The sequence below is a fragment of the Streptosporangium lutulentum genome, from assembly GCF_030811455.1.
GTDB classification, from domain to species: domain Bacteria; phylum Actinomycetota; class Actinomycetes; order Streptosporangiales; family Streptosporangiaceae; genus Streptosporangium; species Streptosporangium lutulentum.
The window spans coordinates 5,919,726-5,944,459 of the sequence record NZ_JAUSQU010000001.1; the positions used below are offsets into that span (position 1 = coordinate 5,919,726).

The following is a 24,734-nucleotide window of genomic DNA, read 5'->3' on the forward strand; positions in this document are numbered from 1 at the left end:
GCCTTCCGTCAGGGTTCTTGCGTCTTAGCGGAACATGAAGGGCGCGACGAGGCCGATCAGAGCCAGCGCCTCGGTCAGAACGAAGCCGAGCAGCATGTTCTGGCGGATCAGGCCGTAGGCCTCGGGCTGGCGGGCGATGGCCTGCACACCCTGACCGAAGATGATGCCGACACCGATGCCGGGGCCGATGGCGGCAAGACCGTAACCGATCGAACCGAGAGCGTTGAGGGAGCCGGTGACCTCAGCGAGGACGGACATTCCTGTTTCCTTTACGGTCGGCCGGTGGAACCTTCCACCGGTCTGAACTATTGGAGGTTGGTCTCAGTGGTCGGCGTGGAGCGAGTTGCCGATGTACATCGCGGCGAGCATCGCGAAGAGGAACGCCTGCAGGAACTGAATGAACATCTCGAAGCCGGTCATCGCGACCGTCATGATCACGCCGACCACGCCGAGCGGGGCGCCCAGCGGCGTGAGCTTCTCGAAGAGGAACCAGAAGCCGACCGTGCTGAAGAAGGCAAGAATGAGGTGGCCGGCGAACATGTTGGCGAACAGTCGCACCGCGTGGGTGAAGGGAGCGATGATCATGTTCGAGAGAAACTCGATCGGGGCCAGCAGCGCGTAGATCGGCTTGGGCAGCCCCGGGGGGAACATCATGTTCTTGAAGTAGCCGACCGGGCCCTGGTGCTTGACGCCCAGGTAGACCTTGAGGACGTAGATGCTCACCGCCAGCACGATCGGGAAGGCGATGTGCGAGGCGACCGGGAACTGCAGGACGGGAACGACACCCATCACATTCCAGATCCAGACCAGGAAGAAGATGCTGAGCAGCAGGCCCATCCACCGGTCAGCGTCCTTGCCGAGGAACGGCCGGGCGACCTGGTCGCGGACGAACGTGTAGCCCATCTCACCGATGTTCTGGACGCCCCGGGGCACCAGCTTCGGGTTGGCGAAGGCGGACCAGCAGAAGGCGACGACGATGAGCGTGCTCAGGATCGCCAGCAACACCGGCTTCGTGAACCAGTCGACACCTGAGATTATCGGCGGGGAGTCGAAGAGTTCCAGGCCCGGAGGCGTGAACTCGTCCCCGGGGGCGAGGAGCGTCAGCGTGCTCACGCGGCGTTCCCTTCAGCGTGGTAGTGGATCGAAATGGCTTCGTCAGCGAAGCGACCGCCGCCGAAGGCTAGCGACCGTACTTCCGGTAGACCAGGTAGACGGCTAGAGCGACTCCGAGGATCAGCCCGATCGGAGTGAAGGCGACCACGCCGGTCCATTTGGACAGCAACCAACCGGCACCGCCGTACAGAATCATCCCGGAGAGGAGATAACTGGGGATCGACCAGGCGGCGCTGGCAAAGTCGCGACCGTCGTCCTCGGGCCGGATTTTCTTTTCGCTCATCGCGGGCATGACGATAGCAGCCGCGACGAGGACTAGTCATATCGGGCAGGGTCGGACCCGCCAGCGAGATAATACGCCTCACCGGGAACCGTCCCGGCCCACAGTCCCCGCCTCGGGGTCGACGTAGAGCATTTTAAGTTTCATGAAGCCGCGCATCTCACCCACGCTCCAGGCGACCGTGCACACGATGGCGGCCCAGCCGAATGCCTTCGGCTCGAAGACGGTGACGTCTTCGAACGTCCTGAGGAGGACCATGATGATGAGAATCTTCACCACGTAGCTCAGAACCGCGGCGGTCATCATCATCATGGGCGAGACGCGGCTGGCATAGGAGACGACGATCACGCCGATGGTGAAGAAAGCGCAAACGATCAGGGTCCCGACGGCGGCGCCCAGTGCTCCCTTGCCTCCGGCGATCAGAGCGGCGACCAGGATCACGAGCAGACCCACGAGCACCGTGGGTATCGCCGCCCCCTTCAGGAGACGTATGTCGTTGGCCTGCATCGGCACTCCAAGTAACTTTTATCAAGCGAGCGATTGCTACCTTGCAAAGCTCATCTGGTTGAGCTTCTGTTAGTGAAAGCTATCACAAGCTCTTGGAAGGCCGCCTTTACCTGCCGTTTCAAGTAAACGATCATTGGGTTACCGGAGGGTGCTCAGAGCCGCGTCTCAGGGTTTGAGAAACTCGACCGGGGGGCGACGAGCGTCATGTCGGGGAGCGCGGTCAGCATCGCCGTGTCGTTGTCGGCGGCCGACCGGGGACCCGGCCCCTCGGGGGAGGGCGGAGGAGACTGGACCGGCACCGTGTCAGGGCGCGAGCGACGACCGGCGCTGTGCGCCCCGTGGCCCCCACCACCGCCGGCCTCCCGGCGTGCGCGCCAGCGCGGCAGCGACATCACCACCAGCACGCCGACGGCCAGCAGCACGGTCAGCGGGAACAGGACGAGCGGAACGCCCTCGATGGACAGCCCCACGACCGTGAAGGCGAACAGGAAGGTCCAGGTGTACATGATCAGGACGCTGCGCCGGTGCGAGTGGCCGACGTCCAGCAGCCGGTGATGGAGATGGCCCCGGTCGGGGGCGAACGGCGACAGGCCGTTGGAGGTGCGCCGCACCACCGCCATGATCAGGTCGAGCAGCGGCAGCACCAGGATCGCGACCGGCACGATGAGGGGAAGGACCACGGGGAACCGGTTGATGTTGCTGGAGTCGAGCGGCGTCACGGTGATCATCGTGGAGGCGAGCACCAGGCCGATCAGCATCGCCCCGGTGTCACCCATGAAGATCTTCGCCGGATGGAAGTTGTGCGGCAGGAAGCCCAGACACATGCCGATGAGCACCGAGGCGATCACCGCCGTGACGTTGATGCTGCTGTCCCCGTAGTCCTTGGACAGGGCGATGGAGTACGTCCACGTGGCCATGGCCGCGATGCCGACGATGCCGGCCGCCAGACCGTCCAGACCGTCGACGAAGTTGACCGCGTTGATCATGATGATCACGATCAATATCGTGATCACCGGTCTCAGCGTCGAGTCCAGGCTGGTCTGCCCGCCCAGAGAGGTGGGCAGCGGGAGCCACGGCAGGCTGACGTCGAAGGCGACGAGCACGCCCGCGGCGCCGATCTGCCCGGCGAACTTGATGAGGGCGTCCATGCCCCACCAGTCGTCCAGGAAGCCGGTCAGCGTGATCAGACCGCCCGCGAGGATCAGCGCGATCACGGTTTTGCCCTCGGCGAGCTTGCCGCCGGCGTAGGGCAGTTCGCTGGCGACCAGCAGGCCCGCGACGAGCCCGCCGTACATCGCCAGGCCGCCGAGTCTGGGCGTCGGCGTGGTGTGCACGTCGCGGTCACGGACCTCGGGCATCGCACCGATGCGAATGGCGAAAACGCGGACCAGCGGGACCAGTAGATAGGTCATCGCCGCCGCCACCAGCGCCATGAGTAGATATTCGCGCACGGACCTAGTTTCGCGGATAGTCCGGCCAACTGTGACCGGAAAACGACACAGAACAGCTCATAGTTCCCTGGGATATGCCGGACAGGCCCGCGTCAGCTCCATGACCCGCCTTCTTGTCTCTCCTGCCGCGTCCGGGCTCCGGATGACCTGCGCCACCATCGAGGCCACCTCTTTCATCTCCTCGGGCCCCATCCCCTGCGTCGTGACGGAGGGGGTGCCGACCCGGATCCCGGACGTCACCGTGGGCGGCTCGGGATCGTACGGGATCGCGTTGCGATTCAGGATGATCCCCGCGTCGTGGCACCGCTGCTCGGCCACCGCGCCCGTGACCCCGGCGTCCCTCAGGTCGATCAGCGCCAGATGGCTGTCCGTGCCCCCGGAGACGGGCCGCATGCCCTCGGCCGCCAGGGCGTCGGCCAGCACCCGGGCGTTGTCCACCACCCGCCGCGCGTACTGCGCGAACTCCGGCTGGAGCGCCTCGCCGAACGCCACCGCCTTGGCCGCTATCGCGTGCATGAGCGGACCGCCCTGGACGAACGGGAAGACCGCCCGGTCGACCCTGGACGCCAGCTCCTGCGTGCACATGATGCCGCCGCCCCTCGGGCCGCGGAGCGCCTTGTGCGTGGTGAAGGTCACCACGTCGGCGTACGGCACGGCGGACGGCAGGGCTCCTCCCGCCATCAGGCCGATGGTGTGCGCGACGTCCGCCAGCAGCCAGGCGCCCACCTCGTCGGCGATCCCCCTGAAGGCCGCGAAGTCGATCTCGCGTGGATACGCCGTGGCACCACAAATGATCATCTTGGGCTGGTGCCGCAGCGCCAGGCCCCTGACCTCGTCGTAGTCGATCAGCTCGGTGTCCCTGCGCACGCCGTACGCCACGACGTCGAACCACCGGCCTGAGAAGTTGACGCGGGAGCCGTGAGTGAGATGGCCGCCGTGCGGCAACGCCATGGCCAGCACGGTGTCACCCGGCTGGAGGAGGGCCGCGTACGCGGCGAGGTTGGCCGAGGCGCCCGAATGGGGTTGCACGTTGACGTGGTCGGCGCCGAAGAGCCGCTTGGCCCGGTCGATCGCGAGCTGCTCCGCCCGGTCGACCACCTCACAGCCCGCGTAGTAACGCCTGCCGGGATACCCCTCGGCGTATTTGTTGGTGAGCGTCGAACCGAGCGCGGCGAGCACGGCGGGCGAGGCGAGGTTCTCGCTCGCGATGAGCTGGATGCCGCCGCGGAGCCGGTCCAGCTCATCGAGGAGAACGCGCGCGACCTCAGGGTCCTGCCTCTGCAGGAGACCGAAATCAGGCCCGTAGTACGGCTCTGCGCCCATGGCTCACATCCCGGGGATGACGACTCACCCCCACTGTAAGCCCGCTCGGCCCTCTTTTCCCACGTCAGCCGCGCGTCGTCATGAGAATGCGTGCGGTGCTCCGGCGGCGACGGGGATCCACCTCGGCGTGTCGGCGGCCTGATCACTGATCGACGTGAGGATCGCCTGCCGGTAGAGACCGAGACGGGTGCGCCACGCCGTCATGTCCTCGACGTAGCGGCCCGAGACGGGTGCGTCCCAGACGTCCCTGCTCCTGGCGAGCTGGTAGGCCTTGTCCAGGGAGGCGGTCAGCGTGTCGAGCACGGGGAGCACCTGTCTCCACATCATGACCAGCCGCTGGTAGTCGGGATTGAACTCCCACGACATGGCGGTGTCCGGAGACGGCAGCCCGACGCCTCCCGAGACCGGCGGGGTCTCTCCCGGCTGCAGCGGCTGCGGTGCGGGTGGATCCACGAACATCACAGACTCCTCACGCTCACTGTCCGCCTCACTTTCCGCCGCCGAGTGGCGGAATCGACCGCAGCGGGTCACCGGGATCCACGTCGTCCGCCGGGCCGTCGGGCCTGATGTCCATGGGCGCCCAGGCGCCCTCGCCCCAGGTCTCTCCGTCGGGCACCTGCACGCCCGGCATGTCCAGTGGCTCGATCTCACTGACATTGTCGACGAGCGTCTTGAGCGCGTCCATGTCCAGCGGGCCCGCCTCGGCCGAGACGACGTCACTGCCGTCGTCCGCCCACCGCGCGACCGCCCCCTCGTCTCCCGTCCCCACGGTCTGCCCCGGGGCGTTCCCGGTCGCCGTTCCCGCGGCCTGCGTCCCGGCGTCGCCGGAGACGCCCGTTCCGATCGGCTGCGTCCCGGCGTCTCCGGAAGTGGTCGTGCCCACCGACTGCGTCCCGGCGTCCACAGAAAGAGCCGTCCCGATCGACTGCGCCGGGGCACCTCCCTGAGCCGTTCCGGCCGGTGGCGTGGCCGCCTTTCCGTCCGTGTCCGGCGGCTGGACCGTCTGACCGGGAGCCGGCTCGGCGGTGTCGAGGAGGGGGAAGTCAGGCTTCGCCGAGGACAGCGGTTCGTTCGGCTCGACCCAGCCGGGTTGGCCTGAGACGTCGGAGACGCCGTCGACCTCGGGCATCCCCAACGGCGGGATGTCCTCGATGTTCTTCAACAGCTCGCTGACCTGCTCCGCCGTGGGCGAGTCGAGCGGGATCTGCAGCACCTTCACCCCATCGATCTCCACGACCTTCGGTTGCGAGTCGCCGCTCTGGTCGATGTCGTCGGGATGGTCCTTCTGCGGGGTGTCCACGATGTCGGTGCCTGACGTGCCGCCCTCTTCCCTGGGGGAGCGCTCGTCACCCTTGGAACCGACGTCGCCCTTGCCGTCGGGGTCGTTCGCGGGGGCGTCGGGCGTGGTCTCCCCGGTGCGTGGCGACGTGTCGTTGATCTGGTCGACCTGTGTCCGCGAGTCGTCCGCCCTCGGCTCCTCCGGCACGGGATCGGGATTCGGCGTCTCCCTCGGCGCCGGATCGACAGGCTGCTCACCGCCCTGAGCACCCTCGCCCGGCCCCGGAACCGCCCCACCTTGAACGTTCTCACCCGGCCCCGGAATCTCACCGCCCTGAACGTTCTCACCCGGTCCTGGAGCCACCCCACCTTGGACGTTCTCACCCGGCCCCGGCCCCGCCCCGCCCTGAACGTTCTCACCCGGCCCCGGAACCGCCGGTTTCAAGTCCTCGACCCTCGGCGCCTGCGGCCGCGCATCGTCCGCCCTCGGCTCCTCCGGCACGGGATCGGGATTCGGCGTCTCCCTCGGCGCCGGGTCAACAGGCTGCTCACCATCCCGAGAACTCTCACCCGGCCCGGGAACCACCGAGTCCACATACTCGTCTCGCGGAGCCTGCGGCTGTGCGTCCTCCGCCTCGGGCCTCGGTTCCGGCACAGGGTCGGGATCCAGTGGTTCCGGCTTCACGACGTCCTTGGGCTCCTCCCCCTCGCGTGGGGAGATTTCGTCACCCTTGGAACCGGTCTCCGGCTTGGGATCACCGGCTTGGGGAGAGTCCTTGGAGCCCGTCTCCGGCTTGGCATCCTCAGCCCGCGGAGAATCCTTCGACCCCGTCTCCGGCTTGGCATCCTCAGCCCGCGGAGAATCCTTCGACCCCGTCTCCGGCTTGGCATCCTCAGCCCGCGGAGAATCCTTCGAACCGTCCCGGGGAGAGGTCTCGTCGCCCTTGGAATCGGTCTTGGACTTCGCGTCGTCGCCCTTGGGAGTGTCCGATGCGGGCTGATCCTTGGGATTGTCACGCGGAGCGGTGTCAGCCGACTGGTCACCGACACGGGGCCTGGCGTCGCCACCCGGGGAATCAGTCTCGGCCTTGCGAGAATCGGATCCCACGCCTCCGGCCCTCGGCTCCGCGGGAGGGGCCGTGCCCTCCTGCTTGACCTTCTTCTCCAGCAGCTCCACGCGGTTGGAGACGTCACGGATCATTTTTTCGCAGTCGTCGGCGATCTGGGCCGGACGGTGAGTGGACGGCGCGGGCAGGCCCGCCCCGCGCATCAGGTGGTTGACCCGCTCCTCATCGCTCCGCATCCGCACCGCGGCTTGTTGCACCTCGGACAGCAGGTCACGGACCAGCTTGGGGTCCATTCCTTCGAACTTGCCCATGGACGTCTCCCGGAGGGTGTCGGCCCACTTCACGGTACCGGGGAGAACGCCGCGCGTCACGGTGATAATCAGACGGCATGGATCACGGGCCCGAACGGCATTCGGTGACGTGGAGTCCTCCGGCCGATCACCCCGGGCGTACGCCACTGGGCGCGGCCCCTTCGTGACGTCAAGCCCGCCGCGACCTCGGTGACGCAAAAACGAGGAAACCGAAAGTGCCAAATATCATTAGTGCGGCATAAGGTAGCGCAGGTTGCATAGCAACTCTTGTTGGTATGTCTGACCCGATAGGGGCATCCCCCATGCACCGCGCTCTCCGCCTCCTGTTGATCACGGGAACCGCAGGAATCCTGATGGGCGCCTGCACCGCTGGAACGCTCTACGCCTTTCAGAGCAGCCTTGACTCTGAGATCGTTCGCATCCCCGACGCCCTCCCCACCCTTGAGTCCGAGCGGCCCCCGCCCGAAGTGGGGGTGGGTGAGAACTGGCTGCTCGTCGGAACCGACAGCCGGTCGGAGAAGGCGACCACCGGCAAGGACGCGACGACCCGGCTGTGGCGGCCCGGCGAGCAACGCACCGACACGATCATGCTGATCCATCTCTCCGAGAGCGGAAACCGCGCCTGCGTGATCTCGATCCCGCGAGACTCGTGGGTCTCCGTTCCCGGGAAGGGCAAGGCGAAAATCAACGCCGCCTTCTCCTGGGGTGGGCCCGCCCTGCTGATCAAAACCATCGAGAAGGTCACCGGAGTCCGGATCGATCACTACGCGGCGATCGACTTCCAAGGGTTCTCCTCGGCCACCGACTCGATCGGCGGGGTTGACGTCGAGATCGCACGGACCGTGCGAGACCCGTTCAACAACGTCACCTGGAAAGCCGGCCGCCAGCACCTGAACGGTGAGCAGGCCCTGCAGTTCGTCCGCCAGCGCGCCAACCTTCCCGGTGGGGACCTCGACCGGATCAAGCGTCAGCAGGCACTGCTGAACTCCATCGCCGACAAGGTGCTCAGCACCGAGACCCTCACCAATCCCCTGAAGCTCAACGATTTGCTGCGGTCCCTGACCAAGGCGATCAGTGTCGACTCGGGGGTCACCCCCGGCGTCCTCAGATCGCGGATGCTCAAACTGACCGGCCTCGACTCGCTCGACTACGTCACCATGCCGGTGAAGGGCACCGGCATGGAGGACTCACAGAGCGTCGTCTATCTGGATCTGCCACAGGTCCGAGCCCTCAGCGAGGCGATCCAGGACGACAGAGTCGACGACTACGTCAGGGAGAACGACAGCGGCAACGCCGTAGACGAGGTCCGCTGAGAGCCGGCCGGGATCACCGGGCTCCCCCGGCCCTCGCGACCACGTCCCCCGGGCTTCCGGGACAGCTGCGGGGCTGGGGACCGGTTCTCGGCACGCCGCCGGTCCCTTCGCGTCCGCTCCCCGGGAGAGGTCCGGGCGACCCGCTCACCGCCACAGCCCAGCCGTCCCAGTGTCCGCACGGTGCCGACGGCACCGGGGTGGAGCGGGCAACGCCCGGTCCCGACAGCAGGAAGCGGAACGCTCGGGTCTGTGGTTACCCGTCCGACTCGGAGCCGCCGTCAGTGGCGACATAGCCGATCACACCACGCAGCTTCTCCACCGATACGGCCCCGCGGCGCAGCAGCCGGGGCACCGCCGTGGTCAGGTCGAGGATCGTGGACGGGGTGTTGTCGTTGCACGGGCCGTCGTCGAGATAGACCGAGACCGAGTCGCCCAGCTGCTTCTCCGCGTCGGCGGCCGTGGTCGCGGCCGGGGCACCGGAGCGGTTGGCGCTGGAGACCGCCATCGGGCCGAGGTCCTTGAGCAGGTCGAGGGCGACGGCGTGCAACGGCATCCGGAGGGCGACGGTGCCCTTGCTGTCACCCAGGTCCCACGACAGCGACCTGTTCACGCGGCAGATCAGCGTGAGCGGACCGGGCCAGAAGGCGTCGACGAGATCCTGGCCGTACGGGCCGAGGTTCTCCACGAGGGCGTTGGCGGCCCGCACGGTCCCGACCAGCACGGGCACCGGCATGTCCCGGCCACGCCCTTTGGCCTCCAGCAACGAGGTGACCGCGGACGGGGTGAAGGCGTCCGTTCCGATGCCGTAGACGGTGTCGGTCGGGAGCACCACGAGCTCACCCCGCCGTATGGCCGACGCGGCGTCGGTCAGACCGGCGGCTCGCTGCTCGGGGTCCGTGCAGTCATAACTTCGGCTCACTTTGCCTCCTCGCCTAGCGGCTCGTCATCAGTGAGCCAAAGGCTGCTGTGTCTACTGGTTCACTCGCTACGCTCACTCGCATGCCTCCCCGCCCAGCGGCTCGTCATCAGTGAGCCAAAGGCTGCTGTGTCTACTGGTTCACTCGCTACGCTCACTCGCATGCCTCCCCGCCTAGCGGCTCGTCATCAATGAGCCAAAGGCTGCTATATCCACTGACATTCACGCCGTGCCATCCTATTCCTGGCCAAAACGGGCGGTGACGAAGCGGTCCCTGCGGGTGAGATCCTGGCGGCTGCGGACGTCGCGCCATCCGTTGTCCTCGGAGAAGATCAGGTAGACCGGGGTGCCCTGCTGGTCGGCGTGCTCCACAGCGACGAACCCACCGGGGCGGAGCAGCCGTCTGGCGGTCCGTTCGACCGCCCTGACCTCGTCGAGGCCGTCGCTGCCCGAGCCGTACAGCGCGCGGTGGGGGTCGTAGTCGCGGACCTCGGGATCGCGGGGAATCGCGCCCGGCGGGATGTAGGGCGGATTGGAGATCACCAGGTCCACCTGGCCGTTGAGTTCGGACAGGGCGTCGGCCAGATCCTCAGGGTGCAGGTGGACGCGGCCCTGGCCGTGCTCCAGGATGTTGCGTTTGGCCCAGCGGTAGGCGTCCGGATCGACCTCGACCGCGTGCACCGTGGCCAGGGCGACCTCCTGGGCGATCGACAGGGCGATGGCGCCCGAGCCGGTGCCGAGATCCACGACCACCGGCGAGGCGACGTCCATCTCCCGCAACCGCTCGATGGCCCAGCCCGCCACGACCTCGGTCTCCGGACGCGGCACGAACACCCCGGGCCCGACCTCCAGGGACAGGTAGCGGAAGTACGCCCGCCCGGTGATGTGCTGCAACGGCTCGCGGGACTCCCGCCGGGCGACGCCCTCCCAGAACAGCGCGTCAAAGTCCGAGTCCTTCACCACGTGCAGTTCGCTGCGCCGTACGCCGTGGACGCAGGCGGCGATCTCCTCGGCATCGGTGCGCGGCGACGGCACACCTGCCTCGGCGAGCCGGGCGGTGGCGAGGGCGATCTCGTCCAGCAGAAAGGTCATGGGCGCGTTCTATGAGTGGGCGGCGAGCTTCTCCGCCATCTCGGCGTCAAGCAGGGACTGGATGACGGCGGTGAGGTCACCGTCGAGCACCTGATCGAGGTTATAGGCCTTGAAGCCGACACGATGATCGGAGATGCGATTCTCGGGGAAGTTGTAGGTGCGGATGCGCTCGGAGCGGTCGACCGTCCGGATCTGAGACTTGCGCTCGGCCATCGCGGCGGCGTTGGCCTCTTCTTCGGCGATGGCCTGCAGGCGGGCCCGCAGGATGCGCATGGCCGACTCCTTGTTCTGGAGCTGGCTCTTCTCGTTCTGGCAGGAGGCGACCACGCCGGTCGGGATGTGCGTGATCCGCACGGCCGAGTCGGTGGTGTTGACGCTCTGGCCGCCGGGGCCGCTGGACCGGTAGACGTCGATGCGAAGGTCGTTCGGGTCGATCTGGACGTCGACGTCCTCCGCCTCCGGGTAGACCAGCACACCGGCCGCACTGGTGTGGATGCGGCCCTGCGACTCGGTGACCGGCACTCGCTGGACGCGGTGCACACCGCCCTCGAACTTCAGCCTCGACCAGACGCCTTCGTCGCCCCTGGCCTTCAGGGCGACCGTGACGTCCTTGTAGCCGCCGAGGTCGGAATGGGTCGCGTCGATGAGCTCGGTCTTCCAGCCGACGCGCTCGGCGTACCGCAGGTACATCCTCAGGAGGTCGCCGGCGAACAGCGCCGACTCCTCGCCGCCCTCACCCGCCTTGATCTCCATGATGATGTCCTTGTCATCATTGGGATCACGCGGGACCAGCAGGTGCCTGAGCTTCTCTTCCAGCTCGGGGATCCGGGCCTCGAGCTCCTTGGCCTCGTCGGCGAAGGCCTGGTCCTCCGACGCCAGTTCCCTGGCCGTTCCGAGGTCGTCCCGCGTTCCCTCGAGCTCCCGATAGGTGGTGATGATCGGGGTCAGCTCGGCGTACCGCCTGCCGAAGGTGCGAGCCTGTGCCTGGTTGGCGTGCACGGTGGGATCGGCGAGCTTGAGTTCCAGCTCGGCGTACTCACTGAGTAGCTCGTCGAGGTTCACCGTGCGTCCTTCCTTGAAAGCGCTGAAGCCTGCCTAATCACCACGAACGCCGACCCGGGCGCACCCCCTGGAAATGAAAGGGGGTGGTTCCGAGCCGGCGTCGAGATGAGGCTACTGACCCGTCGTGGGCTTCTTGCCGAAGCGCTTCTCGAAGCGGGCCACCCGGCCGCCGGTGTCGAGGATCTTCTGCTTGCCCGTGTAGAACGGGTGGCAGGCCGAGCACACGTCGGCGTGGATCACGCCGCTCTTGGCGGTGCTACGGGTGGTGAAGGTGTTACCACAGGTACAGGTCACCGAGGTGGTGGTGTACTCCGGGTGAATGTCGGGCTTCATGTCTTAGATCCTCTCCAAAGCGCGGTCGCCGGGTCGCCACTGTCTCTCGCCTGTAAGGCTTGCGCGCTGAGCACACCAGGGTGCGCGCGGGCGGGAACCGGAACCGCTGCGGTTCGGCTACCAGTGTGCCAGATCCTCCAACCATCCCAGGCCACAAGACATTCCCCGGCGGGGGCGGCCGTGTCCGCGGGCGGGTCACAGGGGCGGTCTCGGGCCCCGATTCGCGAACCTCGTCTTTACCTGTTCTTCATCTTCCCTACCTGCCCAGGTAGGCGAGCACGGCCAGGACCCGGCGGTGGTCGTCGGAGGCGGGCTCAAGACCGAGCTTGGTGAAGATGCTGGAAATGTGCTTCTCCACCGCGCCCTCGGTGACGAGCATGCGCCCGGCGACGGCCGTGTTCGAGCGGCCCTCGGCCATCAGGGCCAGGACCTCTCCCTCCCTGGCGGTCAGGGATTCCAGCGGATCCCCCTTGCGCTGGCGGCTCAGCAGCTGCCCGATCACCTCGGGGTCGATGACCGTCCCTCCGTCCGCCACCCGGCGTACCGCGTCGAGGAATTCGGCCACGTCGGCTATCCGCTCCTTGAGCAGGTAGCCGACCGCCGCGGCGCCGCCGCCGATCAACTCGGTGGCGTACTGCTCCTCCACATACTGCGACAGCACCAGGATCGGCAGTCCCGGCCGCCGCGACCTGGCCTCCAGGGCCGCGCGCAGCCCCTCGTCGGTATGGGTCGGCGGCATCCGCACATCCACGATCGCCAGGTCCGGATCATGCTGGGCCACCACGGCCACCAGCCCCGGGCCGTCCCCCGCCACCCCGACGGTCTCGATCCCGCCGTCGGCCAGCAGCCTGGCCAGTCCCTCGCGCAACAGCACCGAGTCTTCGGCGATCACCACCCGCATACGCTCGTCCCTCACCACTCGCAGGGCAGTTCTGCGCGGATCATCGTGGGCCCCCCGAGCGGGCTGTCCACGCTCAGGGTGCCGTCGATGGTCGCCGCCCGGTCCGCCAGCCCCGCGAGGCCGCCCCCGGGGCGCGGCACCGCGGCGCCGACCCCGTTGTCGTACACCTCGACGACCACCAGCTGACCCTGACGGCTGACCCGGATGAACGCCTCAGTGGCCTCGGAGTGCTTGGCCAGGTTGGTCAGGCACTCGGCCACGATGAAGTACGCGATGCTCTCCACCGCCGCCGGCGGGCGGTGGGACACCTCCACCGAAAGATCCACCCGTACGGGCGCGCGGGCCGCGAGCGAGGAGAGCGCGGCTCTCAGCCCCCTGTCGGTGAGGATCGCCGGGTGGATCCCTCTCGCGAGATCACGCAGCTCGGCGATGGCGGCCTTGGTGCCGGTGTGCGCCTGGGCCAGGAGCTCCCTGGCCCCCTCGGGGTCGGAGTCCATCTTGGCCTGGGCCCGCCCCAGATCCATGGCCACGGACAGCAGCCGCTGTTGAGCGCCGTCGTGCAGGTCACGCTCGATTCTGCGCCGCTCGGCCTCGGCCGCGTCGACCCCGCGGGCCCTGCTGGCCCGCAGGTACGCCGCACGGGCGACCAGCCGGTTCTTCTCCCCCGTCCCCAGCAACGCGATGCCGAACAGCGCGTGCAGCCAGGCCATCCCCCGGGTCGCGTAGAGCGCGGCGAGGAAGAAGCCTGTCCCGACGGACATGCACAGCAGCGCCTCGGGCACCGTGTCGATCAGCAACTCGCCGCCGGGCGTCATCGGCTCACCGACGAGCAGCAGGGGCAGCGGCGCGACGGTCAGGCCGAGCGCGAAGCACCACAGGACCACCGAGACGACGAACTCCCCGATCCCGATCGGCAGCAGCAGCAGGAGGTAGAGAAGATCCTTCCAGGTCGCGGGGTCGACGAACATGTCCTTCCACCGCAGGAACAGGTTGTCGCCCTCGGAGGGCCGGTAGGGGGCGGGGATGTCCACGCCGAAGCCCAGCCGGAGGAAGCGGCGTTCGAGCATCGCCGCGCCGCGCCAGGCCAGCATGGTCAGCGCGAGCAGCGGCACCCCCACCCACACGACCGCCAGGACCAGGGAGAGCAGGATCGCCGACGCCAGGACGGCGAAGCAGGCGATGCCGTAGAACATGCTCACCAGCAGGTAGGGCACCGCCCGCCAGGTCATCGGGTCGACGAGCATGCCCACGGGCCCGTTCGGCCCCAGTGGGACACGCCGGCGGAGCGGCGTCCCCGTCACAGGTCGGCTCGCTGCGCTCTCGGCCACCATGCGCTCACCTTTCGTCTTCACGAACTGCGATCACGGCTATGGCCGTGCCCGAACCTCGTATCGGACCATCCAAGCCTGTTGGAGGAAGCAGGCACGGCGAAATGCGGCAGGCGGGCGTTCTGAAAGTAGGGATATCCCGAAGTCTCCGGTCACACAAGACCTCGGAGACGACGAATGCCCCGGTCACGGGGACCGGGGCATTCGTCGTACGTCAGGGTGATCGACTTTTACAGCGAAACGATCAGTCGCGGTCGGAGCTGACCGTGGTCTTCTGGACCTGGAGGAGGAACTCCGCGTTGGACTTGGTCTCCCTCATCTTCTCCAGGAGAAGCTCCAGAGCCTGCTGCATGTCCAGAGCGTGCAGCACGCGCCGCAGCTTCCAGGTGATCTGCAGCTCGTCCTTGCCCATGAGGATCTCTTCCTTACGGGTGCCGGACGCGTCGACGTCCACCGCGGGGAAGATCCGCTTGTCCGCGAGCGAGCGGTTGAGCTTGAGCTCCAGGTTTCCGGTGCCCTTGAACTCCTCGAAGATGACCTCGTCCATCTTGGAGCCGGTCTCGACCAGCGCCGTGGCGAGGATCGTCAGCGAGCCGCCGTTCTCGATGTTGCGGGCGGCGCCGAAGAAACGCTTCGGCGGGTAGAGCGCGGTGGAGTCGACACCACCGGACAGGATTCGTCCGGAGGCCGGGGCCGCCAGGTTGTAGGCCCGGCCCAGACGGGTGATCGAGTCGAGCAGCACGACGACGTCGTGACCGAGCTCCACCAGACGCTTGGCACGCTCGATGGCGAGCTCGGCGACCGTGGTGTGATCTTCGGCCGGACGGTCGAAGGTCGAGTGGATGACCTCGCCCTTGACCGACCGCTGCATGTCGGTGACCTCTTCCGGACGCTCGTCCACCAGGACGACCATCAGGTGGCACTCGGGGTTGTTGTGGGTGATCGCGTTGGCGATCGCCTGGAGCACCATCGTCTTGCCGGCCTTGGGCGGGGAGACGATGAGACCGCGCTGACCCTTGCCGATCGGCGCCACCATGTCGATGATCCGGGTGGTCAGGATGTTCGGCTCGGTCTCCAGGCGCAGCCGCTCCTGGGGGTACAGCGGGACGAGCTTGTTGAAGTCGGGCCGCTGCCGCGCCTGCTCCGGGTCCATGCCGTTGACCGTGTCGAGGCGGACGAGCGCGTTGAACTTCTCGCGGCGCTCACCGTCGCGGGGCTGGCGGACGGCGCCGGTGACGACGTCACCCTTGCGCAGGCCGTTGCGGCGGATCTGGGCCAGCGAGACGTAGACGTCGTTGGAGCCGGGCAGGTAGCCGCTGGTCCTGACGAACGCGTAGTTGTCGAGGATGTCCAGGATGCCGGCGATCGGGATCAGGACGTCGTCGTCGCCCACCACGGGCTCGTTGCTGTCGAAGCGGTCACGGCCACGACGGTTCCGCTCACGGAACCGGCCGCGACGGCCGCGACGGTCGTCGTCCTCGCCGACGCCGTGCTGGTCGTTGCGGTCCTGCGGGCCACGGTTCTGCGGGCCGCGGTCGCCACGGTCACCGCGGTCGCCGCGGTCGTTGATCCGCTCGTTGCGGTCGCCGCCACGGTCGCCCCGCTCGCCGCGGTCACCGCGGTCGTTGAGACGGTCACCGCGGTCGTTGATCCGCTCGTTGCGGTCGTTGATCCGCTCGTTGCGGTCGCCGCCACGGTCACCGCGCTCGCCGCGGTCACCGCGGTCGTTGAGACGGTCACCGCCACGCTCACCGACGCGCTCGCCGCGGCTCTGGCCGGGGTCGGCGGCGCGCTGGTCGGCACGGTTGTCGCCACGCTCACGCCGGTCGTTGGTGCGCTCGCCGCGCTCGCTGTTGCGACCGCGGCGTTCGCCACGCTCGCGACGGCTCTCGCCACGCTCGGGGCGGCCTTCGGTCTGGCCGGTGTCGAGCTGCTGCTGCTGCTCGATCACGGGCTCGGCGGCGACGGCGGACACGGGCTCAGGCGCCGGGGGCGCCTGCTCCACGACGGGCTCGGCGGCGACGGCGACGGCGGCGGGACGGGAACGTTCCCTCCGGGTGCGCGCCGGACGCTCGGTGATCCGCTCGGCCGCAGGCTCGGCCACGGCGACCGGGGCTGCCGGAGTCTCCTTGACGACGGTGGGAACGGGGGCGGAAGCCGGGGCGCTCTCAGGGGATACGCCCTGCTTCTCCTGGATGGCCGCGATGAGCTGGCTCTTGCGCATCCGCCCGGTCCCGCTGATGCCGAGGCCTGACGCCATGGCTTGCAGCTCGGGCAGCACCATGGCGGACAGGCCGGTGCCGGAGCGACGACGCGGCTTGGCCGCGGCGCGGATGGGGGTGTCGCCGGTCGCCGGCAGCGTGCCGGTGTCGGAGAGGAGTTCGGTGGTGTCGCTCACTAATGGGTCCTTCCCAGGGGTCGGGCGTGGCCATGATCAGCCAATCGTCCCGGTGGTGCGATCAACCCGGTGGGACAGACCGGGTCGGGTTGCACGTTGCGATCCTCGACGGTCCATGAGAACCGCCGCCACTGTCGGAGAAGGGCGTATCCAGACCGCCACCATCGAGATTCGCCGACGGTGGGGCTTGGAGGACACCCCCCGGATTGCTACCGGCAACCAGATGTCGAGGTAGATCGAACGCGCATGTCCCCTTAAACGCCGCCTCTCGTTGCCCCAACCGAATGTGGAGCATTCGGAGGCGACGGATTCGGGGAGGCCACTGCGGCGCTCATGCCTCACGAAGTGAGACATGGTGCAGCGATGTGTGACTGACAAGCACGCACCCAACGCGGGGCACCTGGTGCGGCTATCAGCCTAACATCACCAGCGCACACAGCTATTCCCTGAAGGTCGAAGAGGTATCAGCGTGTCTCGGGAGAAACAACGCAAGCACCGCGGGTTTCGACATCCAGTGGCTGGATGTGCCAGTCAGTACCCACTTCTGGTGCGATCAAATCCTGCGTATCCGCAGTCGAAAACGCAAGGATCGTGGGACCGGCTCCCGAGACAACCGTGGGAACGCCGATCCCGCGCAATCGTTCTACCAGATCGGCGGTCTGTGGCATCGCAGGCGCGCGGTAATTCTGATGGAGCCGGTCCTCCGTCGCGGCCAGCAGCACTCCCGGTTCGAGCCCGCCGGTGAGCGCCGCGATCAGCAGCGCCGCCCGGCCGGCGTTCGCGGACGCGTCGACATGCGGCACGTCCTTGGGGAGCAGCCCCCGGGCGACCTCGGTGGAGAGTCTGTTCCGGGGAATGATGGCCACGGGCCGGATGCCGGCGTGTGGAATCAGTTTCACCATATGCGGAACGTTCGACTGATCCGTCCATGCGATGGTCAGCCCGCCCGCGAGGCACGGCGCCACGTTGTCGGGATGGCCCTCGATCTCGGTGGCCAGCGCGAAGACGTCGTCATCGGTGAACGCGGGCCGCGTCCGGGAAGGATCGAGGGGATCGTCCGGATGGGGACCCGCCGCGTACGGCGTGCCGGCCAGCGCGCGGGCGGCGAGGATGCCCGCGCAGATCGCAGCGGAGGAGGATCCGAGGCCGCGGGCGTGGGGGATGCGGTTCAGGCAGCGTAACCGGATGCCGCGCGGCTGCGGGACCCCCATCCGGTCGAAGGTCATGCGCATCGTCCTCACGATGAGATGGCCCTCTCCCGGGGCGAGCTCGCCCGATCCCTCGCCCTCGACCTCTATGACGACCTCCCGGGAGGCGGCGCTTCCGGGGAGCTCGAAGAGGGCGGCCTCGACCTCGTCGTACAGACCGAGGGCCAATCCCAGCGTGTCGAACCCGGGTCCGAGGTTGGCCGACGTCGCCGGGACCCGGACGACGACCTTGCTGCTGTCGGTCATCAAGTCTCCGGAGCGGGCCCCCTGCCGGGAGCCGCGCCCCTACTCCTTAACGCTCGGGCCTGACGCTTAGGCGAGTTCGAGGGCGGTGGCGGCGGCGTGGGCGTCGATCGGGATCGTCACCGGGGTGGGAGCCCCCGAGATGGCCCAGTCGGGGTCCTTGAGGCCGTTTCCGGTCACCGTGCACACGATGCGCTGGCCGGGGTCGACCAGTCCCTGCTCGTGGGCCTGGAGGAGGCCCGCGACGCTGGCGGCCGAGGCGAGCTCGACGAACACGCCCTCCTCCTGGGCCAGCAGCTTGTAGGCGGCGGCGATCCGGCGGTCGGTGACGGCCTGGATGACCCCGCCGGACTCGTCACGGGCGGCCTCTGCGAGCTGCCAGGAGGCGGGGTTGCCGATGCGGATCGCGGTGGCGATCGTGTGGGGGTGGGTCACCGGGGCGCCGTTGACGATCGGCGCGGCGCCGCTGGCCTGGAAGCCGAACATCCGGGGCTTCCCGGACGCGACACCGTCCTCGGCGTACTCGGTGTAGCCCATCCAGTAGGCCGAGATGTTGCCGGCGTTGCCGACCGGGATGCAGTGGATGTCGGGGGCGTCGCCGAGCGTGTCCACGATCTCGAAGGCCGCGGTCTTCTGGCCCTGGAGCCGGAACGGGTTCACCGAGTTGACGAGCGCGATCGGATAGTTCTCCGACAGTTTCCTGGTCATGTCAAGGCAGTCGTCGAACGAACCCTCGACCTGGAGCAGCTTGGCGCCGTGGACCAGGGCCTGGGCCAGCTTGCCCATCGCGATCTTGCCGCGGGGCACCAGCACGGCGCAGGTCAGGCCCGCGCGGACCGCGTAGGCGGCGGCGGAGGCGCTGGTGTTGCCGGTGGAGGCGCAGATGACGGCCTTCGCGCCGTCCTCGACGGCCTTGCTGATGGCCATGGTCATGCCACGGTCCTTGAAACTGCCGGTCGGGTTCAGGCCCTCGACCTTGAGGTAGACCTCGCAACCGGTCAGCGCCGAGACCCTGTTCGCCGGGATGAGCGGCGTGCCGCCCTCCAGGAGCGTGACGACGGGCGTCGCCGTGGTCACCGGAAGTCGGTCACGGTACTCCTCGATGAGGCCCCGCCACGCCCTGGCCATGATCACTCCTCCCGCGCGCGGACAGACCGTGCGCGTCCTACTACCTGCGGTACTGGGAACCGAGTCTACGGGCAACCGTCTCGGCAGCGGGATGCGTTGTCCACCAAATGGACAAGTCAGGCGTCTTGCTATCAGGAAACTCTAAGCAACGTTCTGTAGGGTCATCAGCCCTTGACAGGAGTTGACAGGCACGCACGCATGTAAAAGGGGCACCTGAATCATGACGGACGACGCGGTGATCCATCAGCCGCCGATCCGGCACAACGACTACTCACCTCTGGATCCCCCCGCGCTCGGCGAATGGAGTCCGCGGCTCTCGGTCAGCGTGATCATCCCCGCGTACGGCGGTCAGCGCCGGCTCGACCTGGCCCTCGCGGCCCTGGCCGCGCAGACCTATCCCGATCACCTCATGGAAGTGATCGTGGTCGACGACGGCAGCACCCCGCCGCTGCGGCTGCCGGAGATCGCTCCGTCCGGCACCCGGATCGAGGTGGCCGACCCCTCGGGCTGGGGCACCGCCAACGCGGTCAACACCGGCGCCGCCCTCTCGGAGGGCCGGATCATCCAGCGCCTTGACTCCGACATGGTCGTCTGCAGGGAACACATCGAGGCCCTGGCCCGCTGGCATCACCTGGCCGACTACCTGGTCACCATCGGCGCGAAGAAGTTCATCGAGGAGCCCGACCTCTCAGCCGCCCGGGTGTACGACGGCGTGCGCACGAGCCCGCTGGAGTCCGTCTTCGACCTGTCGGGGGCCCTGCCCAGCTCCACCGAACGGACGATCCAGCGCACCAACGGCCTGCGGGCCAGCCGCAACCCCTATCACGTGTGCACGGGGCCGACGGTGTCGATGCTCCGCGAGACCTTCCAGGCCGTGGGCGGGGTCGATCCGAGCGTGCTCAGGGGTGAGGACACCGAGTTCGCCTACCGGCTGGCCCAGCGGGGCGTGGTCTTCATTCCCGACCCGACGGCCCAGGCCGTGCATCTGGGGCTTCCCGCCCAGCGCCTTGACAAGGAACGGACCGTCCGGTCCGTCGCCCCCTACCTCGCCCAGCGCGTTCCGCTCCGCCGTGACCTGCGCAAGGACCGGGGCCGGCGGTGGCTGGTGCCGTACGTGGAGGTGGTGCTCCACGTCGACGCGCCCTCCGACCAGGTGCGCAGGGCGGTGAGCGCGGCTCTTGAGGGGACGGTCGGCGACGTGCTCGTCACCCTGGTCGCCCCGTGGTCACAGCTGCCCGAGGGCCGCCATCCGGTGCTCGACGACCCCTTCTTCGAGCTCCGGACGCTGCGTGAGTACTTCTCCCACGACGAGCGCGTACGGCTGGCCGACAAGGTCTCCGACACCCCCGCCCCGATCCCGTTCCGCTACACGGGCCCGGTCTCGGTCCCGCTGGGAGACGACTCGCTGGAGCGGATGATCGGCGCGATGCAGAAGGACCGGCCGGGCATGCTCGTCGTCGATCTCTCGGACGCCGGCAGGGCGACGCTGGAACGGACCGAGGCGCTGGGCCGGGCGAAGCTGCTCGGCGCCGACGACGTCGTCATCTCGATCAAGGCCACCCACGGCGTACGGCACGGCGATCGGTCGGAGTTCTGGCCGGTCAGGACCGCGCCCCCGGCCCCAGGGAAGGAGCTCGCGTCCTCCGCGCGAAAGCCCTCGCCGGACGCCCCGGCCCAGAACGCGCCTGCGACGAAGAGACCTGCGGCGCCGAAGCCCACGCAGACCAGGCCGGAGTCCTGGTTCGGCAGGTTCCTCGCCAGACCCCGCTCCGGCTGAGCGTCCGGGCCTGACCCGGCCTCGCTGTCCCCTCCCGGGAACCGGGCGCACGGCGAAGGGCCGGGACCTACGGCGGGCACAGGCCCGGACGACGATCGGGCACTTCTTCCCCGGCGAGGCCGGCCTGGTCACCGGCGGCGGGTGAGCGCCCGTTTGACGGAGGAGAGCAGGCCGTACTGGACGACCTTCCGCGCGGCGGCCAGTTCCTTGCGCAGGCCGCCGACCTCGCGCCGCAGCTCGACCGCGCTCCTGCGCCAGGTCCCCGCCTCGTCGCGCCACTTGGTCACCTGACCGCGAAGCCGTTCGGCCTCCTTGGTGAGCCGGGCCACCTCGGCCTCCGCCTCGGTCCTGGCCCGGTGGGACCCGCGGCGGCCGGTGACCGGCCGGGCCTCGGGCAGGAAGCCGTAGGTCTCGCCGTCCACCCACAGGACCCCGAAGGTGTCCTCCACGGCGTCGTCGAGGTCCTCGCCCTCCGCCAGGACGATCGCGGCGCGGGCGAACGCCGCGGCCCGTTCCAGCCGTGCCGTGACGAGCCTCCGGTCTCCCCGGGCCCGGCCCTCGACGCCCTCGGCGCCCCCCGCGCTCCCGGCGTCCTCGGCGTTCCCGGTGGTTTCGGCCCTTCCGGCGCTCCCCGGGCTCTCGGCGGCCTCGGCCAGCAGCACCGAGACCAGGCCGTAGCCGTCGTCCTTGGCCACGTCGAGCAGCCGCGCCAGGCTGTCCTCGCCCGGCACCCACCCCGCCGGCAGCCTGAGCCGGTACGGCACCGCCGGCAGTCCCTCGCCGGTCGCCGGATACGACGGGGCCGGCCGTACCGACTCGGGGGCGCCGAGCGAGAAGCGCACCTTGGGCTCGTGGGCGTAGTGGCCTCGGATCAGCACGAGGTCCAGGTCCGGGTTCTCCAGTGGCGCGCGGTCCTCGGTTCCGAGCCGGTCCCAGGGGCCGGTGAGGGTGACCACGACGTCGGGCAGGGTGCCCGCGAGCACGGCGTCCACGGTGGCGCGGACCTCGTCGTAGCCGTAGCCGCCCCCCGGCCGCCCGGCGGGCTCGACGACCACCTCCAGGTAGGGCACCTTCCACTGCCGGGTCGGGTGGGAGCGAAGCCAGCGGTAGGCCGGGATCCGGTCGGCCACGAAGGCGTGACTGACCCGGTCGATCGAGGTCTTGTCGCGCATCCGCATCGTGGGGCCCAGGTGGAAGGCGCGAGACAGCGGCTCGGGCACGAACACGGCGCCCGCCTGGGCCAGCCGGTAGCCCATCTCGGTGTCCTGGCCGAGGATCAGGCCTGCGTCCATCGGCCCCGTCTGGGCGAGCAGGGCGGCGTTGACCGAGGTGGCGCCGCCCACGTGCAGGCTGAAGGCGCGGTGCGGGTTGTCGATGAGGCCGCCGGTCCGTTCGACCAGGTCGACCAGCCAGGCGTGCGGCTCGGCGGGTTCGAAGATCTTGGCCAGGTCGTCGGCCGCGGCCACCACGCCGGGAGCGGGCAGCTCCGCCGGGGTGAAGCGCAGGTAGCCGGTCACCACGAGGTACGGCGCCACGTGGTGCCAGCGCATGTGCGCCTCGACCGACCTGCGATCAAGGACCACGTCGGAGTCCAGCCAGTGGATCACGTCGCCGGTGGCGGCCAGGAGGCCGGCGTTGCGGGCGTGGGCCCGGCCGGGCACCGGGCAGTCGATCAGCCGGGTCCCCGCGGGACGAAGCTCGGGCAGGCATAAGGACGGCAGGCTGCCGTTGTCCACTACGATGATCTCTGTCAGCGCGGCGGGGTAGGTCTGTCCGGCCAGCCCGGCGAGCACCAGGTCGAGCTTTTCCTGGCCGCTGTAGGCGGGCACCACCACGCTGACCCGCAGCGAGGGCGTCCAGGCGCCGATCTCGGGAGGAATGAGGCTCCCGTAGTCGTTACCGGCGATCCGTACGATCATGGTCATCCAGGATGAGACTCGGTCGGAAGCCGCGCCACTGGTTCGACGCGACGCGCAGGAAATGGGCGAGCGAGAGCCGCCACGTGTGATCGGTGCTCACCGAACGCCGCAACATGTAGCCGAGGCCGTGGGTGCGGTAGATGCGCGCCTCCGCGGCGTGCGCGGCCTTCAGGAACGCGGCGTCCACCCCTCCGCGCAGGGCGGGGAATCCGCCGAGCTCCTGGAACCTGGCCAGATCGAGCAGGATCGTGCCTCCGGCCACGTGCTCGGACCAGATCTCGCTGGTGTAGTCGGTACGGCGGATCGTGGCGTCGAGCGGCTCCAGGTAGAAGAACTCGGCCGCGGTGCCCACGATGTCCGCACCGGTGTAGGAGCGCGCGAGGAGAAGATCGGCCAGGTGCTCGGGGCCGTACCAGTCGTCGTCGTCCCACTTGGCGAGGTGCTCGCCACCCGCCCTGGACGCGGCCCGGTTGAGCACCTCCCCGAAGGGGATCTCCGAGCCGGCCTCGACCACGGTGATCGGCAGGTCGAACTCCCGCACCGCCCGCCGTACCTCCTCGTGCTCGGCGGGGACGCCGTGCAGGCCCAGCAGGACCTCGACCTCCACTCGCCGCTGCCGGGCGATCTGGCCGAGCGCCGAGGCCAGCAGGTTCGGCCGCATGCTGGACATCACGACGCTCACCTTGGGCAGGGCCGCCGTGGCCGCCCCGGCACGGCTCCGGAGCCCGTGGCGGCGCAGCCGTACGCTGTGCTCCTCCCGGCGCAGGTCGGTCACGGAGCGCCGGTCGCCGTCGCCCTCCTCGGGGGTCCACGCGGCGAGCAGGCCGGCCAGCTCGGGCTCCACCCAGGCCGGTGTGCCGGCGGCGTGCAGCGGCACTCCGGCCGCGGCCAGGACCGTGATCACCTCGATCGGGACCCGTGAGGAGGGCCATCGGATGTTCAGGCCCCGCAGCGGCCTCAGGCGGGCGACGCCGTCGGGGTCCAGCCGGTCACCGAGCGGCTCGCCGGCCGCCAGCCACCCTTCCCCGGTCCAGGACATCTCGGCCGTGCCCTCGGCCGCCGACCGTGAGAAACCGACCGGGGCCGGAAGGGGGGAGGTCGGCTGTACAGGCACGATCGAAGGATAGCGATGTCAGAAGAGCGCGTCTCGTCCTACTTTCAACTTGACAGGGACGCTCACAATTGATCGTCTACAGCTGTCATCGGATCACGAGACGCTCGGAGTTTACCCTTTATAGGCATATTTCATCTTGAACAACGGATAGCCTCGATTGCCACACCATAGGCAGATATTTAGATAGAGCAGTACGGAAGGTAAGCGCAGATGTCCACGGCCCGAAAGCTGATGCTCCTGGCAGGGGGCATCGGTCTCTGCGCTCTGATCGCGTTGACGCTGCTCACGGGCGCGGACGTCATCTCGGCCACGGCGGCGGTCGTGATCGGGGCGCTCGCGGTGGTGCTCGCCTTCCAGCTCCTGACGGTCGTGAGCATCCGCAGGGTCGACGGCAAGGCTCTGCGCATCGACAACCGAGTCAAGCGATACGAAACCGAGATGGCCAAGGTCAAGGCGTCGACAGAGCGGCTGGACCGGCGGCTCGACGAGATCGTCACGCTGCTCGGCAGTCGTGAGGTCAAGTACGAGGAGGACCTGCAGGCGATCCTGGTCTCCCTCGGAGAGCACCGGCTCATCTCCCGGCCCCAGCGCCGGCACCAGGAGGGAACTCCCGGGCTGCTGCCCTGCCTGGACGCGGCCGAGGCCAGATCCGAAGCAGAGGGGAAGGCGTGA

22 protein-coding genes are annotated in these 24,734 nt (G+C 68.7%); 3 read left to right on the forward strand and 19 right to left on the reverse strand.

The window, feature by feature from the left end:
- Positions 1 to 24 precede the first annotated feature (24 nt).
- The 8 genes from atpE to J2853_RS26405 form a co-directional block, all read right to left on the reverse strand.
- On the reverse strand, positions 25 to 258 hold the full coding sequence (atpE, locus tag J2853_RS26370) for an ATP synthase F0 subunit C (RefSeq protein WP_012888402.1): 234 nt from the start codon (positions 256 to 258) through the stop codon (positions 25 to 27).
- 63 nt (positions 259 to 321) lie between these two features.
- Entirely contained in the window at positions 322 to 1,113 is a 792-nt protein-coding gene (gene atpB, locus J2853_RS26375; RefSeq protein ID WP_307562446.1) for a F0F1 ATP synthase subunit A, read from the reverse strand.
- A 67-nt stretch (positions 1,114 to 1,180) separates the two neighbouring features.
- Positions 1,181 to 1,396, reverse strand: coding sequence for an AtpZ/AtpI family protein (locus J2853_RS26380; protein WP_307562447.1), 216 nt, complete (start codon positions 1,394 to 1,396; stop codon positions 1,181 to 1,183).
- 78 nt (positions 1,397 to 1,474) lie between these two features.
- Entirely contained in the window at positions 1,475 to 1,900 is a 426-nt protein-coding gene (locus J2853_RS26385; protein ID WP_307562449.1) for a Cg1360 family ATP-synthase-associated protein, read from the reverse strand.
- Between the two features lie 152 nt (positions 1,901 to 2,052).
- Positions 2,053 to 3,351 (reverse strand): glycosyltransferase family 4 protein, encoded by a 1,299-nt coding sequence (locus tag J2853_RS26390; protein ID WP_307562451.1) that lies wholly within the window; start codon positions 3,349 to 3,351, stop codon positions 2,053 to 2,055.
- 57 nt (positions 3,352 to 3,408) lie between these two features.
- Positions 3,409 to 4,674, reverse strand: coding sequence for a serine hydroxymethyltransferase (gene glyA / locus J2853_RS26395; protein WP_307562453.1), 1,266 nt, complete (start codon positions 4,672 to 4,674; stop codon positions 3,409 to 3,411).
- A gap of 78 nt (positions 4,675 to 4,752) precedes the next feature.
- The gene (locus tag J2853_RS26400; protein WP_307562455.1) at positions 4,753 to 5,133 is read right to left on the reverse strand and encodes a hypothetical protein; all 381 of its coding nucleotides are present in this window, start codon (positions 5,131 to 5,133) and stop codon (positions 4,753 to 4,755) included.
- A 28-nt stretch (positions 5,134 to 5,161) separates the two neighbouring features.
- On the reverse strand, positions 5,162 to 7,330 hold the full coding sequence (locus tag J2853_RS26405) for a hypothetical protein (RefSeq protein ID WP_307562457.1): 2,169 nt from the start codon (positions 7,328 to 7,330) through the stop codon (positions 5,162 to 5,164).
- A 275-nt stretch (positions 7,331 to 7,605) separates the two neighbouring features.
- Between J2853_RS26405 and J2853_RS26410 the strand changes: the two genes are divergently transcribed.
- Positions 7,606 to 8,643 (forward strand): LCP family protein, encoded by a 1,038-nt coding sequence (locus J2853_RS26410; protein ID WP_307562459.1) that lies wholly within the window; start codon positions 7,606 to 7,608, stop codon positions 8,641 to 8,643.
- A gap of 253 nt (positions 8,644 to 8,896) precedes the next feature.
- Here the strand turns inward: J2853_RS26410 and J2853_RS26415 are convergent, their stop codons facing one another.
- The 9 genes from J2853_RS26415 to thrC form a co-directional block, all read right to left on the reverse strand.
- Positions 8,897 to 9,562, reverse strand: a complete 666-nt coding sequence (locus J2853_RS26415; protein WP_307562462.1) for an L-threonylcarbamoyladenylate synthase — start codon at positions 9,560 to 9,562, stop codon at positions 8,897 to 8,899.
- Between the two features lie 234 nt (positions 9,563 to 9,796).
- Positions 9,797 to 10,651 (reverse strand): peptide chain release factor N(5)-glutamine methyltransferase, encoded by an 855-nt coding sequence (prmC, locus tag J2853_RS26420; protein ID WP_307562464.1) that lies wholly within the window; start codon positions 10,649 to 10,651, stop codon positions 9,797 to 9,799.
- A gap of 9 nt (positions 10,652 to 10,660) precedes the next feature.
- On the reverse strand, positions 10,661 to 11,713 hold the full coding sequence (gene prfA / locus J2853_RS26425; RefSeq protein WP_307562467.1) for a peptide chain release factor 1: 1,053 nt from the start codon (positions 11,711 to 11,713) through the stop codon (positions 10,661 to 10,663).
- Between the two features lie 111 nt (positions 11,714 to 11,824).
- The gene (gene rpmE / locus J2853_RS26430) at positions 11,825 to 12,046 is read right to left on the reverse strand and encodes a 50S ribosomal protein L31 (protein ID WP_307562470.1); all 222 of its coding nucleotides are present in this window, start codon (positions 12,044 to 12,046) and stop codon (positions 11,825 to 11,827) included.
- A 256-nt stretch (positions 12,047 to 12,302) separates the two neighbouring features.
- A complete protein-coding gene (locus tag J2853_RS26435; RefSeq protein WP_307568827.1) occupies positions 12,303 to 12,947 on the reverse strand; it encodes a response regulator transcription factor in 645 nt (214 codons plus the stop codon).
- An 11-nt stretch (positions 12,948 to 12,958) separates the two neighbouring features.
- Positions 12,959 to 14,278: a sensor histidine kinase gene (locus J2853_RS26440; RefSeq protein WP_307562472.1), complete on the reverse strand. Its 1,320-nt coding sequence runs from the start codon at positions 14,276 to 14,278 to the stop codon at positions 12,959 to 12,961.
- A gap of 241 nt (positions 14,279 to 14,519) precedes the next feature.
- Positions 14,520 to 16,673 (reverse strand): transcription termination factor Rho, encoded by a 2,154-nt coding sequence (gene rho, locus J2853_RS26445; protein ID WP_307562473.1) that lies wholly within the window; start codon positions 16,671 to 16,673, stop codon positions 14,520 to 14,522.
- A gap of 464 nt (positions 16,674 to 17,137) precedes the next feature.
- The gene (locus J2853_RS26450) at positions 17,138 to 18,127 is read right to left on the reverse strand and encodes a homoserine kinase (RefSeq protein WP_307562475.1); all 990 of its coding nucleotides are present in this window, start codon (positions 18,125 to 18,127) and stop codon (positions 17,138 to 17,140) included.
- A gap of 66 nt (positions 18,128 to 18,193) precedes the next feature.
- Complete coding sequence (gene thrC, locus J2853_RS26455; protein ID WP_307562477.1) at positions 18,194 to 19,252, reverse strand: threonine synthase; 1,059 nt, start codon at positions 19,250 to 19,252, stop codon at positions 18,194 to 18,196.
- A 220-nt stretch (positions 19,253 to 19,472) separates the two neighbouring features.
- On the opposite strand from thrC, the gene J2853_RS26460 reads away from it, so the two are divergent.
- Positions 19,473 to 21,029, forward strand: a complete 1,557-nt coding sequence (locus J2853_RS26460) for a glycosyltransferase (protein WP_307562479.1) — start codon at positions 19,473 to 19,475, stop codon at positions 21,027 to 21,029.
- Positions 21,030 to 21,157: 128 nt separating this feature from the next.
- Here J2853_RS26460 and J2853_RS26465 read toward each other — a convergent pair whose 3' ends face one another.
- Positions 21,158 to 22,954 carry a glycosyltransferase family 2 protein gene (locus tag J2853_RS26465; protein WP_307562481.1) on the reverse strand — a complete coding sequence of 599 codons (1,797 nt, stop codon included), beginning with the start codon at positions 22,952 to 22,954 and terminating at the stop codon, positions 21,158 to 21,160.
- A complete protein-coding gene (locus J2853_RS26470) occupies positions 22,926 to 24,062 on the reverse strand; it encodes a glycosyltransferase family 2 protein (protein WP_307562484.1) in 1,137 nt (378 codons plus the stop codon). The genes J2853_RS26465 and J2853_RS26470 overlap by 29 nt, the downstream gene beginning before the upstream one ends.
- A 210-nt stretch (positions 24,063 to 24,272) precedes the next feature.
- Here J2853_RS26470 and J2853_RS26475 point away from each other — a divergent pair, with 210 nt between their 5' ends.
- A complete protein-coding gene (locus J2853_RS26475; RefSeq protein WP_307562486.1) occupies positions 24,273 to 24,734 on the forward strand; it encodes a hypothetical protein in 462 nt (153 codons plus the stop codon).